Raw genomic sequence first — 20,198 nt, 5'->3', positions numbered from 1 at the left:
TAAGCTTCGCACGCCCTTGATGTCATATGCGGAGCGATGATGCTGCCCAACCCTATCTAGATGGGAGAGGAACATGAGCAAGCTGACCACCACGATCAAGCGCGAATTTATGGAGATGCTGCCGCCGACTATCTTCTTCGTCATCCTCCACATCGTCGCGATCATTCGGGCCCTGACAACAAAGGGCACCGACATTACGCTGCCCACTTCCGCCTCGGTGACCATCGCCGCTCTGATTCTCAGCAAATCGGTGCTGGTCGCCAACATGCTGCCGTTCGTCAACCAGTTTCCCGAGAAACCGCTGATCTGGAATGTCGGATGGAGGACGTTCATTTACACGATTGTGGCGTTGCTCGTGCACTACGCGGAGCACCTGTACGACTACTGGAAGGAAGCACCGGGCCTGGTTGCCGCCAACAACATGCTGTTTGCCGAACTCAACTGGGCGCATTTCTGGGCCATCCAGATCCTGCTGGTCACGCTAATCGCCAACTACTGTGTGCTCGCCGAACTCGCACGTGTAGTCGGTCGCGACAAGCTCAAGGCGTTGTTCTTCGGTCCCCTGCCCCACAAGCCCGACGGGCAGACTATCGTCTAGTTCAGCTTCAGACATGACCGCGCAGGTTATTGCAGGCGTGCAATGAATTCAGCTGCGTGCGGTTGCATGGGTGCCAGCTGCGAGGTTGGTGATACGCCGTTAGTTACCGGGCCGGCCCCAGCGATACCTCCGCGTTCGCCGAACCGCCAGCGATATAGGCCTGGCGGTTTAGCGTGTTGCCGCTGGCGGTGTACGCGCCGACCGCCGCACTGTCCTGCCGATGCGCCTTCGCGCCTTGACCGACGGCAACGCTGTTATGTGGCTTCGCCCCCCTCCGGAATGAGGGGTTCACATAACGCCTGCGGCGTTATAGTCGGCGTCAACGGCTGGCTACGACAAATGGAGACAGATGATGAAAATGAATTTCGCCCGCATGACCGAACAATTGTCCGTTCGCCATCGCGACCGCGAGGCGCTTGTGAATATCGAACGCCAACGGCGCTTCACGCACCGCGATCTACATCTGCTCACCAATCGCATCGTGAACATGATGGTCGAGCGTCTCCAACTGCGGCGCGGCGACACCTATTTGTGCATTCTGGAGAACGACAATCTGTCGTTGCTGCACGCCTGGACCGCACTGAAGGGCGAAGCCGCCGCCGCATGGACGAATTTCCGCGACTCGAGCGACGAGCACCGCTGGCAAATCGAGTTTATCCAGCCCAAGGTGGTGTTTCTTGAGAACGCGCTTCTCGATCGCTACTTCGACATGCTGCATGAGCGCGGCATCCTGGTCGTCTGCATGGATCCGCCGCCGGGCGCGCGCGAAGGGCTGGCTTACTTCTGGGACCTTCTGGAAGACGTTTCCGATCGAAACCCCGGGATCGAAAGCGATCCCGACACCGACGTCCTTATCTACCGGTTCACCGGCGGAACCACCGGCAAGAGCAAGTGCGCGCAGTACACCATGGAAAACTGGCTGGCCTGTCGGAACTCGGCCTACCTGGAGAGTGAACAGCTGTACGACGCCGACTCGCGGTGCCTGCATATGGCGCCGATCAGTCACGGTTCGGGAATGGCCTTGCTGGCAGCGCTCTTTCGTGGGGGCTGCACCGCCACGCAGAACCTGCCCGATCTGACCCAGTGGTGCCGCAACGTCGAGACTGAGCGAATCACCATGAGCGCGCTCGTGCCGACGCTGTTGTACTGGCTGCTCGATCTGCCCGAAGCTTCCGCCTACGACCTGTCGACGCTACGCACGATCGCCTACGGTGCCGCCCCGATGAGCCCGGCCAAACTCGATCAGGCGCAGAAGCGTTTCGGTAACATTTTCGTGCAGGTGTACGGGGGAACTGAATGCCTGCAATACGCCACGATGCTGACCAAAGCGGACCATCTGACGGCAGCAGAAGCCGGCCATCTTGCTTCTGCCGGACGCGTGGCAATCGACGTCGAACTGATGATCGTCGACGAGACAGGTAAGGAAGTCGCGCCGGGCGCAACGGGCGAGATCTGGATCCGCTCGCGGGCGACCATCGACGGTTACCTCAATAACCCGGAAGGCACGGCCAGCGAATTCTCCAACGGCTTCTGGAAGTCAGGCGATCTCGGCTATCTCGACGACCAGGGCTTTCTGTACATCGTCGACCGCAAGAAAGACATGATCATCACCGGCGGCTTCAATGTCTATGCAGTCGAAGTGGAAGCCGCGCTAAATGCTCATCCGGCGGTGTCGAACTCGACCGTGGTGGGCGTGCCGCACGATGAATGGGGCGAAGCCGTGCACGCGGAAGTGGTTCTGCGTGCCGGCGAATCCGTCACCGCCGAAGCATTGATTGAACATGTGAAGAGCCGCATAGGCCGCTACAAGGCGCCCAAGTCGATCGTGTTCGTGGAGGATCTCCCGGTCAGCGTGGTCGGCAAGGTATTGCGCCGCAAGGTCCGCGAAAAGTATTGGGCTGATCGTTCGCGGCAGGTTGGATAGTACTGGCGCGCTTTGCCCGCAGCTCCGGCTGCGGGCTCGGCGTTCCCTAGCGGTCCGCCGCGACCGTAAGCGGCGCGAGCGCCGCTCGCATCGCATCGGACAAATGCATCGGGCGACGCGCAATGCGATCGACGTAGACATGCACGAAATGACCTTGCGCTGCGGGCTCCGCCTCACCTTCACGAAAGAGCCCAACCTCATATCGAACACTCGATGAGCCGAGTCTCGCCACGCGCAGCCCGGCGTCGACGCGGTCCGGAAATGCGACCGACGAAAAATAGTTGCACTGGGTTTCGACGACAAGCCCAATCGCTTCGCCGTGCTCGAAATCGAGTACCCCCATTCGGAGCAGATACTCGTTCACGACCGTATCGAAGTAGCTGTAATAGACAACGTTGTTGACATGTCCGTAGACGTCGTTATCCATCCATCGAGTCGGAATCGAGAGGAAGTGACGGTACGCATCACGTGACAAGGCAGTGGGTTTCTTCATTGCTGCTTTCCCCCGTTCAAACCGCCGCGCCACCGTAAGGAACGTCCTTATGGCCGTAACGGCGCACACGCAGGTTAGCCTGCTCGCCGTGGCCTGCGAAGCCTTCAAGCGCGCACAAACGCGAGCAGTACTCGCCGATCATCGCCGATGCCTCGTCCGTCATGACCTTCTGATAAGTGCAGGTCTTCAGGAACTTGCCCACCCACAGTCCGCCCGTGTAGCGTGCCGCCTTTCGGGTCGGCAGTGTATGGTTCGTGCCAATCACCTTGTCGCCAAACGACACGTTGGTGCGCGGCCCAAGGAAGAGCGCACCGTAGTTGGTCATGTTGCGCAGGAAATAGTCGGTATCGCGCGTCATCACCTGCACGTGCTCCGAAGCGATCTCGTTGGCGATGCGAACCATCTCTTCGTCGCTTTCCGCCACGATCACTTCGCCATGCTTGTCCCACGACTTGCGGGCAATATCAGCCGTCGGCAGTATTTTGAGCAGGCGTTCGACTTCGGCCATCGTCTCGCGAGCCAGCTTCTCCGAGGTGGTCAGCAGGATCGCGGGCGAATCGGGACCGTGCTCGGCCTGGCCGAGCAGATCGGTTGCGCACATTTCGCCGTCGACAGATTCGTCGGCGATCACCAGCGTCTCGGTCGGACCGGCGAAGAGATCGATCCCTACCCGCCCGAACAATTGCCGCTTCGCTTCAGCCACGAATGCGTTGCCTGGCCCGACGAGCATGTCGACGGGCGCAATGCTCTGCGTGCCGATCGCCATCGCGCCGATGGCCTGGATGCCGCCCAGACAGTAGATCTCGTGCGCGCCTGCCATATGTTGTGCAGCGACGACGGCGGGTGCCGGTTTACCGTGAAACGGCGGCGCGCAGGTCACAATGCGCGGCACGCCGGCCACCCTCGCGGTAATCACCGACATATGCGCCGACGCCAGCAACGGATACTTGCCGCCAGGCACATAGCAACCCGCAGCGTTCACCGGTAAATTCTTGTGACCGAGAACGACGCCCGGCAACGTTTCGACTTCGATGTCGCGGATCGAGTCGCGCTGGTGGCGCGCAAAATTCTCAACCTGCTTCTGCGCGAATTCGATGTCGGCGATGTCACGCGCTGACAATTGCGACAGACATTGATCGATTTCACCTTGCGACAGGCGGTAGTCGTCACGCTCCAGTTTGTCGAAGCGGATCGACAGATCACGCACCGCGGCATCGCCTCGCGCCTCGATATCTGCCAACGTTGCTTCAACCGTTTCGCGTACTTCGCGCGCGGCCGCCTTCAGAACCTCCGCCTCGGCGCCTCGCTTGAGCCAAATTGCCATTTCTAATCCCTGCCATCTATGATTATGCGGCCTCGCGCGCCGGCCGCCCACCACGCCGGATTTTCAGCACCGGCATCTACAGCCCCCGCCGCTTCAATACGAAAACGGCCCCGGCAGCATCACCACCGGGGCCGTTCACTCCGTTACTGGCCGCAAGCCAGCTTCAGGAACGCCTGCACCTGCGGGCCCGACTCTTCATAGGCGCGCGCCGTGCTCCAGTTCGCGATCTCGTCGAAGCGCGCCGCGATGCCTTCGGGCGTCAGCTCCGCGTCCGACAGCAGCACCGGCGCGGTCTCCACCACCGTCGCCGCGGCAAACGCACCGCCGCCCGCTGCGATAATCGTCTTCGACGGCGCATCCTCGCCGCACAAGAACAGCACCGCCGGCGTCACGCGTTCCGGCTGGATCCGCTGCAGCATCGCTTCGGGCAGAATGTCGGACGTCATGCGCGTGGCCGCCACCGGCGCGATCGTGTTCACCTTGATGTTGTACTTGCGGCCTTCGGTCGTCAGTGCGTTCATCAGGCCGATCACCGCCATCTTCGCGGCTCCATAGTTCGCCTGGCCGAAATTGCCATACATGCCCGAGGACGACGTGGTCATCACGATGCGCCCAAACTCCTGCGCACGCATGATCTCCCACACCGCCTTCGAGCAATTGATCGAGCCCATCAGGTGCACGTCGAGCACCGCCTTGATATCGGCCATCTCGAGCTTCTGGAAACTCTTGTCGCGCAGGATGCCGGCGTTGTTCACGAGGATGTCGACGCGCCCAAACTCCGTCACCGTGCGCTCAACCATCTTCTGCACCTGATCGTAGTCGGCCACATTCGCACCGTCGGCGATCGCCATGCCGCCTGCCTTGACGATCTCCTCGACCACCGCGAGCGCCGCCTCGGACGAGCCGCCGCTGCCATCGCGCGCGCCGCCGAAATCATTGACGACGACCTTCGCGCCACGTGCGGCCAGCGCCAGCGCGTGAACACGGCCCAAACCGGCGCCCGCGCCGGTCACAATGGCGACCTTGCCATCAAAACGAATTGTCATGGTTTGCTCTCCAGATTAATAGTCATTGCTGATTCTTCGGAATCAGAAGTCGGACACGATCGTGAACCACGACCCTGCCTCAGTCAGTTACGGAAACAGGCGTGTGATCGATTCCGCGACGCACGCGGGCTTCGTGCCCCCTTCGCATTCGACGGTCATCTCGATCTTCAGTTGTGCGCCGCCGTTGGCGAGCGCCTCCCACGCGAGCAAGCGGAAGTGCGCGCGCAGCCGGCTGCCCACGGGCACCGGCGCGACGAAACGCACCTTGTCCAGCCCGTAGTTCAGGCCGCTCTTCGTCTCGCGGATCTCGAAAGCGGTTGCAAAGAACGCCGGCAGCAGGCTCAGCGTCAGGAAGCCATGCGCAATCGGACCGCCAAACGGCCCGGCCTTGGCCCGCTCGACGTCTACGTGGATCCATTGGTGATCGCCGGTGGCGTCCGCGAACAGGTTCACGCGGTGCTGGTCGATCAGCAGCCAATCGCTCGTACCGATCGATTCGCCGACCAGCGGCTGCAGGTCGGTGATTTTTTCGAAAATCTTCATGCTGCGTTGTCTCCCTGAAGCAAGGTTTTCTGCAATTGCGCCGCACAGGCCGCCTCATGCCGGCCGCTGCTGCCCAGCAGAACATCGGCTACCACGGCGCGTTTGTAGTAATGACCGACCTCATATTCTTCGGTCATGCCGATTCCGCCATGCAACTGAATCGCCTGGCCGCACACGAATTTCGCCGCCCGCCCGATCAGCGCCTTGGCCTGCGAGACCGTATGCTGACGCGTTGCCGCATCATCGTTGTCAATCGACGCGAGCAGCGCGTACAGCATCGAACGCGCCACTTCCAGTTCCGCAGCCATATCGGCCATGCGATGCTGCAGTGCCTGGAAGCTGGCGATCGGGACGCCGAATTGCTTGCGCATCTTCAGGTATTCGGCGGTAATCGCGATTGCCTTCTCCATCCCGCCCACCAGCTCCGCGCACAGCGCCGCAGTGCCGTGTGCGAGGCCCTGCTCCAGTGCGGCCAAACCTTGGCCGGGCGCTCCGAGCACGGCGTCACGCGGCACGCGTACGCCTTCGAACGAAACTTCCGCGGCCCAGCTACCGTCATGTAGCGGCAACGCGCGACGCGTCAAGCCCGTGCTGGCGGCGTCCACCAGGAAGAGCGTGATGCCGGGCGCGTCTGGCGCGATCGCTGACACGATGAAACTGTCGGCGTCGAGCCCGCCCGCTACCAGTGTCTTGCGGCCGTGCAGCGTATAGCCGTCCGCGGTGGCCTTCGCATGCAACTGGACAGGCTCGGCAAAACCACATGACTGCGCTTCGCTGTACGCGAGTGCGAGCTTGCGCGAACCCTCTGCAAGCGGCGGCAGCAACTGTTCGAGCTGCGCCGGCGTGGCGGCGGCCACCAGCGTTTGCGCCGCGAGCACCGCGCAGCCCAGATACGGTTCCACCACCAGACCACGGCCAAATTCGTGGGCGATCAATACGGTGTCGATGAGCGTGCCGCCCAGACCGCCGGCCGCTTCGGGCAGCGCTGCGGCGAGCCAGCCGTTGTCGGCAAACGTCTGCCAGTGCGCAGCGCTACGGGTAGCGCCCGCCTTGAGCGACGCGGTTCGCGCTTCAAAGCTGTAGGCCTTGTCGACAAAGCGGCGCACGCTGTCCTGCAGCAGTTGCTGCTCGGAATTCAGGTTGAAGTTCATGATCGATAGCCCAACTCAGAATTGAAACAGCATCTTCGCGATGATGCCGCGCTGAACTTCGCTCGTGCCGCCATAAATCGTCGACGCACGCCGGAAGAACATCTCGTTGGCAATGCCGCGCCCAACTTCCTGCAGCGGCAGCGCCTCGCCCTGCGCGTCATCGTGCGGCTCCGGATACGCGATCGCGCCATAGTCGCCGAGCGCCTCGAGCGCGAACTCGCTGAGCCTTTGCTGCAGCTCGGTGCCACGCACCTTCAGGATCGAGCCCATCGCATGCGCTGCGGGGCTATGATCCTGCTCCATCGCAGCGACGCGCTTGACCATCATCGCAATCGCGTTGACCTCCGCCTCCAGCCGCGCCAGCTTCAGCGCGAACTCAGATTGCTCGATCAATGCCTGGCCGCCGGCGAGCTGCCTTGTCGCGAGCTTTTTGAGCTGCATCAGGTAGCGGCGCAAGATCGGCAGATCGGCCGCGGAGGCGTGCTCGTTGTTGAGCAGGAACTTGGTAATGTTCCAACCGGCGCCCTCTTCGCCGACGCGATTGCCAACCGGCACCCGCACGTTGTCGAAGAAGGTTTCGTTCAGGTGATGGCAATCGTCGATACTGCGAATCGGGCGCACCGTAATACCCGGCGTCTTCATGTCCACCAGCAGGAAACTGATACCGGCCTGCTTCTTCACTTCGGTATCGGTGCGCACCAGCAGGAAGATCCAGTCCGACTCATGCGCATAGCTGGTCCAGATCTTCTGGCCGTTCACCACGTAGTGATCGCCCTCGCGCACCGCCTGCGTGCGAAGTGACGCGAGGTCCGATCCCGAACCCGGCTCCGAAAAACCCTGGCACCACAGCCGCTCGCCGGCGAAGATCAACGGCAGGTGTTCGGCTTTCTGCTCGGGCGACGCGAACTCGTTGAGTACCGGGCCCAGCAGCTTCTGCGCAAAGCCGTCCTGAGTGGGCGCTCCCGCGGCGACGCACTCTTCATCGAACGCCAGCCGCTGCAGCACGCTCCAACCGGTGCCGCCATCCTTCGCTGCCCAATAGGGCGCGCCCCATCCTTTCTGATTCAGGATGCGCTGCCAGCGCACGAGATCGGCACGCATCGACCTGACGCTGCCCACCGGCTTGCCGGCAAGGTCGGCCGGCAAGTTCTCGCGCAGGAACGTACGAACCTCGTCGCGAAATGCGTCCAGTCCCTGATCGGGTTGAAAGTCCATCAGCGTCTCCCGCTCAGTTCCGGTACATCGTCACGACGCAAGCGCCGCCGATGCCGACGTTGTGCTGCAGGGCGATCCGTGCACCTTCGACCTGGCGCTCACCCGCCGTGCCGCGCAGTTGCTGGACGAGTTCGGTGCATTGCGCGAGACCCGTTGCGCCGAGCGGATGTCCTTTCGACAGCAGGCCGCCGGACGGGTTGACGACATAGCGACCGCCGTAAGTGTTGTCACCGTCGTCGATGAACTTCTCTGCGCCACCTTCCGGACACAGGCCAAGCGCTTCGTAGGTGATCAGTTCGTTGTGTGCGAAACAGTCATGCAGCTCGACCACGTCCACGTCTTCCACACCCACGCCCGCCGTCTCGTAGACCTGACTCGCGGCGTCCTTGGACATGCCGTACCCTGCCACGTAGCGCAGGTCGTCGCCGTGCAAAGATTCCTCCTTGTCCGTCGTGATCGCCTGGGCGGCGATCCACACGCGCGAATCGAGACCATGCTTGCGCGCATAGTCTTCGCTGCACAGGACGGCCGCCGCCGCGCCGCAGGTCGGCGGGCAGGCCATCAAGCGCGTCATCACGCCGGGCCACAGCACCTGCTCGTTCATGACGTCCTCGACACTCACCACCTTGCGGAACACCGCAAGCGGGTTGTTCGCCGCGTGGCGGCTCGCCTTGGCGCGAATCTTCGCGAAGCTCTCCATCGGCGTGCCGAAGCGCTTCATGTGCTCCATACCGGCCCCGCCGAAGATGCGCAGCGCGGGCGGAATGTCGGTCGGCACGCCGAGCCGGTCGCATTGCTGGTTGAACAGATCGGAAGGCAGCGGACGGTCGTTGAAGTAGCTGCCGAGCGCGCCCGGATTCATCTGTTCGAACCCCACCACCAGCGCGATGTCGATCGCGCCCGATACGATCGCCTGGCGTGCGAGAAACAGGCCCGTGGAACCGGTCGAGCAGTTGTTGTTGACGTTGAAGATCGGCAACCCCGTCATGCCGACGTGGTACAGCGCGCGCTGGCCGGCCGTCGAATCGCCGTAGACGAATGCGGCATACGCCTGCTGGATCGCCTGGTAGGTCACGCCTGCATCGGCAAGCGCGAATCGCGCAGCCTGCGCACCCATCAGGTCATACGTTTCACTGGCACCGGGTTTCTTGAACGGGACCATCCCTACACCGGCGACTACCACCTTGCGTGTCATACGCTCTCCTCCACCTGTTATTCACGCCGTTCGGGGGAATCGGCACTGGGCCATAATAGGCAGAGCCGCCCCGCACCCGCCCCTTCCTTTCTAGGGGGCGTTCAAACTTGCCCGCCGGTACAGAAACAGCGAGCACAGCACGCGTCAGCGCGACACCCGACGCTTGTCGGTATCTTCCCCACACCCCTCGAAACGAGGGGCTCTACCGCGACCGACCCGCTCTAAGCTGGACGGAACGCTGCGTCCTGCCTGTTCCCGACATGCGCGAAACGGGTCGATCATCCTGGCGGCCGGCAGGCGCCGGCACGCGAAATCGCAACGGGTTACGCCATAGCGAACGCTCCAGCAGCGCCTCGGCTGCGCGCGGCGCCATTGTTCACTGTTGACGGCCTGACGATGCACTCGACCAAACTCCTGATTTCGACGAAGTTCGCACCGCCCCGTATCAGCGCCAGGCATGTGCCGCGCGCCGGCTTGCTGAGCCTGCTTTCGCAGACACAGCAACGCAAGCTGGCGCTCGTCACAGGCAGCGCCGGCTACGGCAAAACCACGCTGCTTGCACAATGGCGTCAAACCTGTCTGCAATCGCATGCGCAAGTGGCGTGGCTGTCCCTGACTTCCGACGACAGCGGTTTCACGGATTTCTGTGCTGTCTTCTTTGCCGCCCTGCAGCAGATCGGCGTCGCGGTCGAGCTCGACCTGTTCGTCGAGGGCAGCAGCCAGAGTGCGATCGACGAGATGATCGCGAGCGTGCTTGCGGGCATCGCCAATCTCGCGAGTGAGTTGTTTCTCGTCCTCGACGACTACCATCACGTCGAGGATCCGTGGATACACAAACTGGTGCAGAAGCTGCTCGACCAGTGTCCCGCGAATTTCCATCTGGTGATCGCGTCGCGTTCAGCCCCGCCACTCAGCCTGGGCCGGCTTCGCGTGATGGACCAGATGGTCGAGATCGACTGCGTGGAGTTGCCGTTCAGTGCCACGGAAACGCGCAGCTTTCTCGACGGGAACCTCGGGCCGGGCAAAGTCAACGCGGACGACGCGGGTCTCATCTATGAGATGACAGGCGGCTGGCCGTCCTGCCTTCAACTGATCGCCATCATGCTGAAAAACCACCCGGGTGCCGGCAGCCGCTTGCGCGACGTGGTGTGGCGTTCAAACGATCTGCAAACCTACCTCAGCGAGGAGGTGCTCGCTGACCTGCCCGCCGAACTCGTCGAGTTCGCCGAGACACTCTCGCTGTTTCGCCGTTTCAACGCACCGCTTGCGGAGTACGTGACCGGCAATCCGCGCGCGGCCGAACTGCTGAGGCGCATGGAGTTCGAGAATCTGCCGATCCAGCCTGTCGATCTCGACGATCGCACGCCCTGGTTTCGCTTCCACCGGTTGTTCAGCGAATTCCTCAATACGCGCGTGGAACGGCGCGGCGTGCACGCCATCGCGGATCTGCATAGCCGCGCGAGCCGCTGGTTTGCCGCCAACGAGTTGCTCGTCGAGGCGGTGCGTCATGCCAACCTGGCGGGAGACGTGGATCTCGCCGCTTCGGTGATCGAAGGCGCGGTGCCGGCAAACTGGACGCTGGGATACCTCGGGCCGATCCTCGGCTTGCTCGAGCGCCTGTCTCCCGAGACGCTGCTCAAGCATCGCAAGCTCTCCTTCCTCGCCTGCCTCGCCGTTGCGATGGCTGCGCGCGCGCCTATTGCGCAGGCGCGGCTGACACAACTGCAAGCAAGCGAAGCCGCCCGGCACCCTGATATTGCGAGCCGCCTGCCGCTGATCCATGCCGTCATCGCACTGCAGCGAGACGACGCGAAGCACGCGATCGATCTGCTGGAGTCGCAGCCCGACGCCGCTGCCGATAACCCGTTCCTGCGGTATCTCGCGCTTTCCGTGTTGGCCACCGCCTATGCGGGTGCAGGACGCTTCGCCGATGCTCGAAGCCTGTTGGACCGTCACCCCATGCTTCCGCGCGACGAAAACAGCGACATGGCGATCGTCGCAGAAAATACGCGCGTCCTGTTGCTCTTGCTGGAGGGGAACGCACTCGAGGCTGAACGACTTGCTTCACCACTGCTGGCACGAGCGCAAAAAGAATTCGGCGATCAGTCCGTGCCCGCCAATGTTTGCTCGGCATTCGTCGCCGACGCGTTTTACGAGCTCAACCGTATCGACGATGCACGCGAGACACTCGCCAACCGCCACGGATTATTGGAATCATCAGGCGTGGAAGTGACCGTACGGGCTTCACTCTGCCGGGCCCGGCTCGACCTGTTGCAGGAGAGTCCTGGTGCGGCACTCGCGTTCCTGCAGCGGCAGGTCGTGCGCTTTCGCACCGTGGGGCTGGATCGCCCGGTCGCGCTCATGCTCGCCGAGCAGCTCAAGATCCTGCTCGCCAAAGGCGACAAAGTGCACGCCGCGACGGTGATGGCAGCCCTCGATGAGCTCGCCGGCGCTCACGCCGACAGTCAGGGCTTCCTGGCCGAAATCCCGGCCGCCGCGGCCCTTGCGCGAGCGCGCATGAATCTCGGCGAGCGGCCGGAGCTTGCCATTCAGGCGCTCGAAGAGGCGCGCCGGTATGCGCTGGCGCTTAAACGGGGCAAGCTGCTCACGTTGGTCGATTTGCTTTCGGCGCGCGCGCTCGATGAGCTGGGGCGGACGGATGACGCGATGGCATCGCGCAGCCGGGCCGTCCAGTTCGGCTGCCAGTTGGGCCTCGTGCGCACTTTTCTGGACGAAGGCTTGCTCGCACGCGAAGAACTCGCGCTGCTGGTGAAAAAACAGGGATCGCAGGACCGATCCTTGCAATTCGCACGCGAACTGCTGGCGGGATTTCCCGACGACGGCACGGCGAAAGGCCTGGCCGTACCGGCGGAACCGCACTCGCGCGCCGGCCGGGGACAGGCCGCGCTGACGCAACGGGAAATCGAAATACTCGAGCTGGTGGCACAGGCCATGTCCAACAAGCGCATCGCGCTGACGTTGAAAATCACGGTCGAGACCGTGAAATGGAACCTGCGCAATGTCTTTTCGAAACTGGAAGTATCGAGCCGCTACGACGCGATGGTATGGGCACGGAATCGGAACCTGATCCAATAGGTGCGTTCAGGTTGCAGACTGGCGGGCCGAGCGTCAGAACGCGGCGCGGTAGATCGCCAGTGCGTCGCCCTCCTCGACGGGACGAGGGTTATTGACAAGCAGGCGCGTCTGCAGCATCGCGTCGCGGGCCATGCGTGGCAGGTCCTCAAGTCGAACGCCGACCTCGCGCAGTGTCCGCGCGATGCCTGCCGCCTCTATCAGACAATCGATGTGGTCGATCAGCGCGTACGCCTTCGATTCGTCGCTGCAGGCTGCGGCTGGCACCACAATGTCGGCAAGCTCCGCGTACAGATGCGAAGCCGCCTCGACATTGAATTTCATCACATGCGGCAACACGAGTGCGTTTGACAGACCGTGCGGCACATGAAAAATGCCACCGATCGGATAGGCGAGCGCATGCACGGCGGCCACCGGCGAATTGGCGAACGCCTGCCCCGCGAACATCGCACCGAGCAGCATGGCCTCACGCGCCGCGCGATCGTTGCCGTTGTCGCAAGCACGCAGCAGATTGCGCGACAGCAACGAAAGCGCCTTCATCGCCAGCATGTCGGAAACAGGATTCTTCAGGTGTACCGACGTATAGGCTTCGATGGCATGAACCATCGCGTCGATGCCCGTCGCGGCGGTTGCGTGCCGTGGCAGCCCCAGCGTGAGCTCAGCGTCGAGGATGGCGAGGTCCGCGTACAACTGGGGCGCCACGACGCCCGTCTTGGTCGTCTCGCCGGTAGTCACGATCGACACCGCCGTCACCTCCGAGCCGGTCCCTGCGGTTGTCGGCATCTGCACGAGAGGCAGGCGTGCGCCGGTCACTTTCCTGACGCCGTAGATCTCGGCCAGCGTTTGACTGCCAGGCACGAGAATCGCAATCAGCTTGGCCACGTCCATCGACGAGCCGCCGCCCAGCCCGAGTATGACCTCCGCGTCGGCGGCGCGCGCGCGGTTCGCCGCCTCGATCACGATGTGCTCCGGCGGATCGGCGATCACATCGTCGACCAGCGTCACATGCCACCCGTGTGCGCACAAGTCGTTCAGTGCCGGATCGAGTAGCCCGCTTCTTTTCAGTGCACTGTCGGTAACGACGCACAGGCGAGTCTGGGAGCGATACGTCTCGCGAAGCAACGCGCCAAGGCGTCGCGCCGCGCCAAACTCGACGACGATGGTGGGAACGGTTTGAAAGCTGAATGATCGCGTCATGTCTTTGAAAAGAACGATGGCTCGGCGAGGCGATGAACACGACGCCAATGCGTTAATCGCGTGAAATCGGCCATCCTGATTCTGCGGCCCATTTCACGACGTGCCGATTACATATTCGGGTAATTCGGACCGCCGCCCCCCTCAGGCGTGACCCAGACGATGTTCTGCGTCGGGTCCTTGATATCGCAGGTCTTGCAATGCACACAGTTCTGCGCGTTGATGACAAGCCGGTCGTCGTCGCTCTCGTCTTTCACAAACTCGTACACGCCTGCTGGACAGAAACGGGCTTCCGGTCCTGCGTAGATTTGCAGATTGACGTTGATGGGAACGCTTGCGTCCTTCAGCGTGAGGTGAGCCGGCTGATTCTCTTCGTGATTGGTGTTCGAAATGAACACCGAAGACAGGCGGTCGAACGTCAGCTTCCCATCCGGCTTCGGATAGACAATCGGCTTGCACTGCGACGCGGGTTTCAGCATCTCGTGATCGGAATGCTGGTGATGCAGCGTCCACGGCACGTTGCCGCCCAGCAGCTTCTGCTCGACACCGACCATCAAGGTGCCGAGGTACAGCCCCTTGCTCATCCACTGCTTGAAGTTGCGCGCACGATACAGTTCAGTGTGCAGCCACGAGGTCTTGAAGCTCTCCGGATAAGCAGTGAGTTCATCGGCCTGACGTCCCGCCTGCACCGCATCGAACGCCGCATCGGCCGCCAGCATGCCGGTCTTGATCGCCGCATGCGAACCCTTGATCCGCGATGCATTCAGGAAGCCCGCATCGTCACCCACCAGCGCGCCACCCGGGAACACCAGCTTCGGCAGCGACATCAGGCCGCCCGCGGTGATCGCCCGCGCGCCGTACGACACGCGCTTGCCGCCTTCGAGGAACTCGCGGATCGCCGGATGCGTCTTGTAGCGCTGGAACTCCTCGAACGGTGACAGGTACGGATTCGTATAGCCCAGACCCACCACAAAGCCGACCATCACCTGGTTGTTGTCCAGGTGATAGAGGAACGAGCCGCCGTAGGTGTCGCTCTCCAGCGGCCAGCCGGCGGTATGGATCACCAGACCCGGCTTATGTTTCGAAGGATCGATTTCCCACAGTTCCTTGATGCCGAGGCCGTGGACCTGTGGATCGACACCGTCGCGCAGCTTGAACCGGTCGTTCAGCTGACGGCCGAGATGGCCGCGTGCGCCTTCGCAGAACAGCGTGTACTTGGCGTGCAGCTCCATGCCGAGCTGGAAATTCTCGGTCTGCTGCCCCTCCTTGCCGATGCCCAGATCGCCCGTGGCGACGCCTTTCACGGAGCCGTCGTCGTTGTACAGCACTTCGGCAGCCGGAAAGCCCGGGAAGATCTCGACGCCCAGCGCCTCGGCCTGCTGTCCCAGCCAGCGCGTGACATTCGCAAGGCTCACAACGTAGTTGCCGTGGTTCTTGAAGTTGCCCGGCAGAGCCCAGGTCGGCACGCTCTTCGAACCGGTTTTCGACAGGAACAGGAAGCGGTCTTCGGTCACGTCCACATTCAGCGGCGCGCCTTTTTCCTTCCAGTCAGGAATCAGTTCGGTAAGGGCGCGGGGGTCCATTACCGCGCCGGAGAGAATATGAGCACCGACCTCTGAGCCCTTTTCCAATACGCAGACGCCAATCTCCGCGCCTTTTTCCTGTGCCAGCTGCTTCAGGCGGATCGCCGCGGACAGGCCGGCCGGCCCGCCGCCGACGATCACCACGTCGTATTGCATCGACTCGCGCTTGGGGGCGAAGTCATCTTCGAGGACTGTCGAGATACACACTGAACCAGGTCTCCATGCTTATAAAAACGGTATAAGTCGCGTCTCACGCGAGCCACGCGACTTTTTTTAATCTGGGAAAACGTCGACCGGCGCCGCGGACCTGTGACAGTCCCGCTTCCTGCGGCATCGATTAGCCCAAGCGCATTGCTGGCATTCACAAGCGGCTGCCGAGCCAAACACTGGCGCTCCGGCCGCTCAGGCGACGTGAAGAGCCTCGTCGCCTGAAAATTGCCTTGCGCAGTCAGGACTCGTGGCCGGCGAAGCGATGGTTCGTACGATATTCATCGTTGGTCGCTTGTATTCCGGGGGGAATACGCACCACGATCCCTCGTCGTGACGAAAGAAGACGAACGCCAGCGTGCCTGACGGTCGATCGGCTTCCACACACACATAGCGCCACTGCTTACGGCGGGAGTGACTGAAACGGGTCACGCGGGCATGCTTCGCCGCGTCAGGTCCCATCCAATTCTCAACCAGTACGCGCAACGACTTTTCTCGAGTACCCATTTGTTTCTCCGACTACGCCAACGTCCTGTATTACACGGCGCGCCAACCCGCTTGTCCAGACAACAGGTCTGCTGGGCCATGCGCTTCACCATGCGCGGGACACTGCGGCTGATGGACGCGCACGCCGATATCGCGCAATGCTGAAGAAGGCAAGCGTGCCGCCGCCACTCCAGGTTTTTGCGCACGCTTTAAAGGTACCGTGATGGGCTTCGAATGGCCCCTCCACGAGTGGGGGGGCGTGTCGGTGTGCAGGACTGTGTAGTCGCTAACCTGTCTATGCCCGCAATTAAAGTTCGCTCGCGAGTTCCGGCACCACCTCGAACAGATCGCCGACGAGACCGTAATCGGCAACGCTGAAAATCGGCGCTTCCGGATCCTTGTTGATCGCGACAATGACCTTCGAGTCTTTCATCCCGGCCAGATGCTGGATCGCGCCCGAGATACCGACTGCAAGATACAGTTGCGGCGCGACGATCTTGCCGGTCTGCCCAACCTGATAGTCGTTCGGCACGAAGCCCGCATCGACGGCTGCGCGCGAGGCGCCCAACGCCGCGTTCAGCTTGTCGGCCAGCGGTTCCAGAACCTTGGTGTAGTTCTCGCCGTTGCCCAGACCGCGGCCACCCGACACGATGATCTTCGCCGAGGTCAGTTCTGGACGGTCCAGCTTCGTCACTTCGCGGCTCAAGAACTGCGACAGGCCGGTATCCGCTGCGGCTTCGATCTTCTCGACCGTCGCGCTGCCGCCGTCGGCCGCCACCGGGTCGAAGCCGGTCGTGCGGACCGTGATGACCTTGATCGGATCTTGAGATTGAACCGTTGCGATCGCGTTGCCAGCGTAGATCGGGCGTTCGAAAGTGTCAGCCGAAGCCACTGCAGTGATTTCGCTGATCTGCGCAACATCGAGCTTCGCCGCAATACGCGGCGCGATGTTCTTGCCATAGGCAGTCGCCGGCGCGAGGATGTGCGTGTAATCCTTCGCGATGTTCATCACCGTCGCTTCGACGTTCTCTGCGAGGCCTGCTGCGAGCTGCGGCGCGTCGGCCAGCAACACCTTGCTCACGCCAGCAATCTTCGCTGCCGCATCCGCTGCAGCTTGTGCGTTGTGCCCTGCGACCAGCACGTGAATATCACCGCCAATCTTCTGCGCGGCGGCAATCGTATTCAGCGTCGCGGCCTTGATCGACGCGTTGTCGTGCTCTGCAATTATTAGATTCGTCATTTTTTATCTCTCAGGTCCTAACTACAACACCTTGGCTTCGGTCTTCAGCTTCTCGACCAGCGTCTTCACATCCGGCACCTTCACACCGGCGGAGCGCTTCGGCGGCTCGGCGACTTTCAGCGTCTTCAGGCGCGACGCGACGTCGACACCCAGATCTTCCGGCTTGACGATTTCCAGCGGCTTCTTCTTCGCCTTCATGATGTTCGGCAGCGTCACGTAGCGCGGCTCGTTCAGGCGCAAGTCGGTGGTGACCACGGCCGGCAGCGTCAGCGACAGCGTTTCCGCACCGCCGTCGACTTCGCGCGACACCGTAGCTTTACCGTCGGCCACGACAACCTTCGACGCGAACGTGGCTTGCGGCAGGTTCGCCAGCGCAGCCAGCATCTGGCCGGTCTGGTTCGAATCGTCGTCGATCGCCTGCTTGCCCAGAATGACCAGCCCAGGTTGTTCCTTGTCGACCAGCGCCTTCAGCAGCTTGGCGACGGCCAGCGGCTGCAGCTCTTCGTTCGACTCGACCAGGATCGCGCGGTCCGCGCCGATCGCCAGCGCCGTGCGCAGCGTTTCCTGCGCTTGCGTCACACCCGCCGACACGGCGATCACTTCGGTCGCCACGCCCGCTTCTCTCAGACGTACCGCTTCTTCTACGCCGATCTCGTCGAACGGGTTCATCGACATCTTCACATTCGCCAGATCGACGCCCGTGCCGTCCGACTTCGCGCCGACCTTCACATTCGCATCAACCACTCTTTTAACTGCAACTAAAATCTTCACAACCTTCTCCTTGCCTGCTGAGATTCTCTATGGGCAGCGGCACGCGCCGACTCTGAGCGCACGCCACCGCTGAGACATGGCTATCGCGTGCCGCAATCGATGTCGAGTGTGGTCGCATTCAAATAGGCGTTCTCGATCACGTGCTGAACCAGAGCTGCGAATTCGCTCGCTTTGCCCATGCGCCGCGGGAACAGCATTTTCTCGATCAATCCGTCCGACACCTTCGGCGGCATACCGGCCGACATGCCCGACTCGAACAAACCCGGTGCAATCGACACGACCCGAATACCGTGCTCCGCGAGGTCGCGCGCCACGGGAGTGGTCATACCGATCACCGCGGCCTTGCTCGCGCTGTAAGCGGCCTGCCCCATCTGCCCCCCGCGAGCCGCACCCGATGCGGTGTTGATGATCACGCCACGCTCGCCGGTCTCTTCCGGTTCGTTGGCCGTCATCGCGAGCGCTGCATGGCGAATCACATTAAAGGTGCCCGTCAGGTTCACGCCGATCACGCGGTTCCAGAGATCCGACGGAAAAAGCTGGCCTTTCGAAATCGTCTTGCAGGGTCCGAGCACGCCGGCGCAATTGACGGCGATATGCACATGACCGTATTCGTGAACGACCGCATCGATGCCAGCCTTCACACTGGCTTCGTCGGCCACGTCGACGGCAATCCCTTTGATGCCCGTGCCGAGCGCGTCGTCAAGCTTCGTCTTGTCCAGATCGAAGCCGACCACCGTGGCACCCGCCGCCGCCAGCGCCTGGCAGGTGGCGAGCCCGAGGCCCGAAGCGGCGCCCGTGACGACAGCTACCTTGTTTTGCAGTTTCATCTTTCTTCCTCATTCTCTACGTTTGTACGTTCAGGATGCTGCGCAATCGGACGACTCCTCTGCAACGCAACGGCCCCCACCAGGCACCCCCTCGGATCGTGCGCGTGCCCGTCAGAATCGATGCATGATGCCGAGCGCGAAAAGGGTCTGCGACGTGCCTGTCCCGGTCACCGATACCCCTGGCCAGCTCGCCGTCGCGCTGCCGTGGTTCTTCATATAGCCCGCACGCATGTAGACGCTCGTGCGTTTGGACAGGTTGTGATCAGCGCCCAGCTCTATGCCAACCGTGTTGTCGTGAGCGCCGCGCACGTTGCGCTCAACCGCGGCCACCTCGATCACGTCCGCCGCGGTGGCCTGAATCGTCGCGCCCAGTTCGGCCACGCTGACCGAATGCCCCGCATTGAGCTGCGCCGCCGGCGAACCCGCCGGCGCATTGCCCGGCCGGGCATAGGTATAGATGAACTGGAGATTCACGATGCCCAGCCGGTACGCCAGTGCGCCCGTGAAGTGCTCCGTCGGCAGCAGATTCAGCGCAGCCGGCAGCCCGGGGAACGTTTCAGTGCCCGCATGCTGGTTCTGATACGCGAGGCCTGCGTAAAGCCCATAGCCTTCGTAGGTCACCCCGACATCGAGGACATCGCCCGAAGTGACCGGCACTGGCTGGGTCACCGTGTCAGGAAGCGCGTACATCGCATAAAACTTGAAACCGCCCAAGACCGGCGAGCGGTACAAGATCGAGTTATCCACCCGCCCTGCCGGGTATTGGGTAGACAGGGTCCGCTTGTCCACCGGCAAGATGCCCGCCGAGAACGGCGACAAGATTTCGTTGCCCCGGAACGGCTCGGCGAAATACGCGATCCAGAAACTCGGCTGATATTGACGCCCGAATGTCAGCGTGCCGTAGTGGTCGCTCGCGAGTCCGACCCATGACTGACGCTCGAAAAGCTTGCTGCTATCGACAAAAAATGCGCCGTTGTTCGCCGTGAAACCGCTTTCCAGATCGAAGATCGCCTTCAGTCCGCCACCCAGATCTTCACTGCCCTTCAGGCCGATCATCGACCCCGTGCTGCCGCCGCTTCGCTCGGAGATCGAAGTCTTTCCGCCGTTATTCAGGTACTGGACGAACGTATCGACCACCCCATACAGCGTCACGTTTGACTGCGCCGCGGCCCCCCCTGCGGCGAGCATCAATGCGGCCCCGCCCATACTCCGACTGATAAAGCGCATACAACCTTCCTCTTTGTGCCTATCGCGCCGGACAGACGCGCGAAGCAAACTCAAGCAAATGCGTAACAGCTGCGGATACCT

Annotated in this window: 16 protein-coding genes; 3 read left to right on the top strand and 13 right to left on the bottom strand. The window is 62.2% G+C overall.

Features of this window, described 5'->3' with window-relative positions; translation table 11 throughout:
- Window positions 1-73 precede the first annotated feature (73 nt).
- A complete protein-coding gene (locus tag PQR27_RS07800) occupies window positions 74-598 on the top strand; it encodes a hypothetical protein (protein WP_408226525.1) in 525 nt (174 codons plus the stop codon).
- Between the two features lie 349 nt (window positions 599-947).
- Window positions 948-2,522, top strand: coding sequence for a class I adenylate-forming enzyme family protein (locus PQR27_RS07795; RefSeq protein ID WP_408523057.1), 1,575 nt, complete (start codon window positions 948-950; stop codon window positions 2,520-2,522).
- Window positions 2,523-2,568: 46 nt separating this feature from the next.
- Here the strand turns inward: PQR27_RS07795 and PQR27_RS07790 are convergent, their stop codons facing one another.
- The 7 genes from PQR27_RS07790 to PQR27_RS07760 all read right to left on the bottom strand — a co-directional run bounded on the left by PQR27_RS07790 (window position 2,569) and on the right by PQR27_RS07760 (window position 9,489).
- A complete protein-coding gene (locus tag PQR27_RS07790; protein ID WP_408226516.1) occupies window positions 2,569-3,015 on the bottom strand; it encodes an acyl-CoA thioesterase in 447 nt (148 codons plus the stop codon).
- Window positions 3,016-3,031: 16 nt separating this feature from the next.
- On the bottom strand, window positions 3,032-4,339 hold the full coding sequence (hisD, locus tag PQR27_RS07785; RefSeq protein ID WP_408226513.1) for a histidinol dehydrogenase: 1,308 nt from the start codon (window positions 4,337-4,339) through the stop codon (window positions 3,032-3,034).
- 143 nt (window positions 4,340-4,482) lie between these two features.
- On the bottom strand, window positions 4,483-5,385 hold the full coding sequence (locus PQR27_RS07780) for an SDR family NAD(P)-dependent oxidoreductase (protein ID WP_408226510.1): 903 nt from the start codon (window positions 5,383-5,385) through the stop codon (window positions 4,483-4,485).
- Between the two features lie 87 nt (window positions 5,386-5,472).
- Complete coding sequence (locus PQR27_RS07775) at window positions 5,473-5,928, bottom strand: MaoC family dehydratase (RefSeq protein WP_408226508.1); 456 nt, start codon at window positions 5,926-5,928, stop codon at window positions 5,473-5,475.
- Complete coding sequence (locus PQR27_RS07770) at window positions 5,925-7,079, bottom strand: acyl-CoA dehydrogenase family protein (RefSeq protein WP_408226505.1); 1,155 nt, start codon at window positions 7,077-7,079, stop codon at window positions 5,925-5,927. The genes PQR27_RS07775 and PQR27_RS07770 overlap by 4 nt, the downstream gene beginning before the upstream one ends.
- Window positions 7,080-7,094: 15 nt before the next feature.
- Complete coding sequence (locus PQR27_RS07765) at window positions 7,095-8,294, bottom strand: acyl-CoA dehydrogenase (protein WP_408226502.1); 1,200 nt, start codon at window positions 8,292-8,294, stop codon at window positions 7,095-7,097.
- A 13-nt stretch (window positions 8,295-8,307) separates the two neighbouring features.
- Window positions 8,308-9,489, bottom strand: a complete 1,182-nt coding sequence (locus PQR27_RS07760; RefSeq protein WP_408226499.1) for a lipid-transfer protein — start codon at window positions 9,487-9,489, stop codon at window positions 8,308-8,310.
- A gap of 396 nt (window positions 9,490-9,885) precedes the next feature.
- Between PQR27_RS07760 and PQR27_RS07755 the strand changes: the two genes are divergently transcribed.
- Window positions 9,886-12,585 carry a winged helix-turn-helix domain-containing protein gene (locus PQR27_RS07755; RefSeq protein ID WP_408226496.1) on the top strand — a complete coding sequence of 900 codons (2,700 nt, stop codon included), beginning with the start codon at window positions 9,886-9,888 and terminating at the stop codon, window positions 12,583-12,585.
- 33 nt (window positions 12,586-12,618) lie between these two features.
- Here the strand turns inward: PQR27_RS07755 and PQR27_RS07750 are convergent, their stop codons facing one another.
- From PQR27_RS07750 to PQR27_RS07725, 6 genes are all read right to left on the bottom strand, one after another.
- Window positions 12,619-13,779 (bottom strand): iron-containing alcohol dehydrogenase, encoded by a 1,161-nt coding sequence (locus PQR27_RS07750; RefSeq protein ID WP_408406173.1) that lies wholly within the window; start codon window positions 13,777-13,779, stop codon window positions 12,619-12,621.
- A 107-nt stretch (window positions 13,780-13,886) separates the two neighbouring features.
- Window positions 13,887-15,515, bottom strand: coding sequence for an electron transfer flavoprotein-ubiquinone oxidoreductase (locus tag PQR27_RS07745; protein ID WP_408226729.1), 1,629 nt, complete (start codon window positions 15,513-15,515; stop codon window positions 13,887-13,889).
- 844 nt (window positions 15,516-16,359) lie between these two features.
- Window positions 16,360-17,292 carry an electron transfer flavoprotein subunit alpha/FixB family protein gene (locus PQR27_RS07740; protein ID WP_408398021.1) on the bottom strand — a complete coding sequence of 311 codons (933 nt, stop codon included), beginning with the start codon at window positions 17,290-17,292 and terminating at the stop codon, window positions 16,360-16,362.
- A gap of 21 nt (window positions 17,293-17,313) precedes the next feature.
- Window positions 17,314-18,063: an electron transfer flavoprotein subunit beta/FixA family protein gene (locus PQR27_RS07735; RefSeq protein WP_408398019.1), complete on the bottom strand. Its 750-nt coding sequence runs from the start codon at window positions 18,061-18,063 to the stop codon at window positions 17,314-17,316.
- An 80-nt stretch (window positions 18,064-18,143) separates the two neighbouring features.
- A complete protein-coding gene (locus PQR27_RS07730; protein WP_408226484.1) occupies window positions 18,144-18,890 on the bottom strand; it encodes an SDR family NAD(P)-dependent oxidoreductase in 747 nt (248 codons plus the stop codon).
- A gap of 111 nt (window positions 18,891-19,001) precedes the next feature.
- A complete protein-coding gene (locus tag PQR27_RS07725; protein ID WP_408398017.1) occupies window positions 19,002-20,117 on the bottom strand; it encodes a porin in 1,116 nt (371 codons plus the stop codon).
- Between the last annotated feature and the right edge of the window lie 81 nt (window positions 20,118-20,198).

It is taken from the genome of Paraburkholderia fungorum, from assembly GCF_046027215.1.
GTDB lineage: Bacteria > Pseudomonadota > Gammaproteobacteria > Burkholderiales > Burkholderiaceae > Paraburkholderia > Paraburkholderia fungorum_D.
The sequence above is the reverse complement of the archived record's forward strand: the minus strand, read 5'-3'. Positions and strand labels throughout refer to the sequence as shown.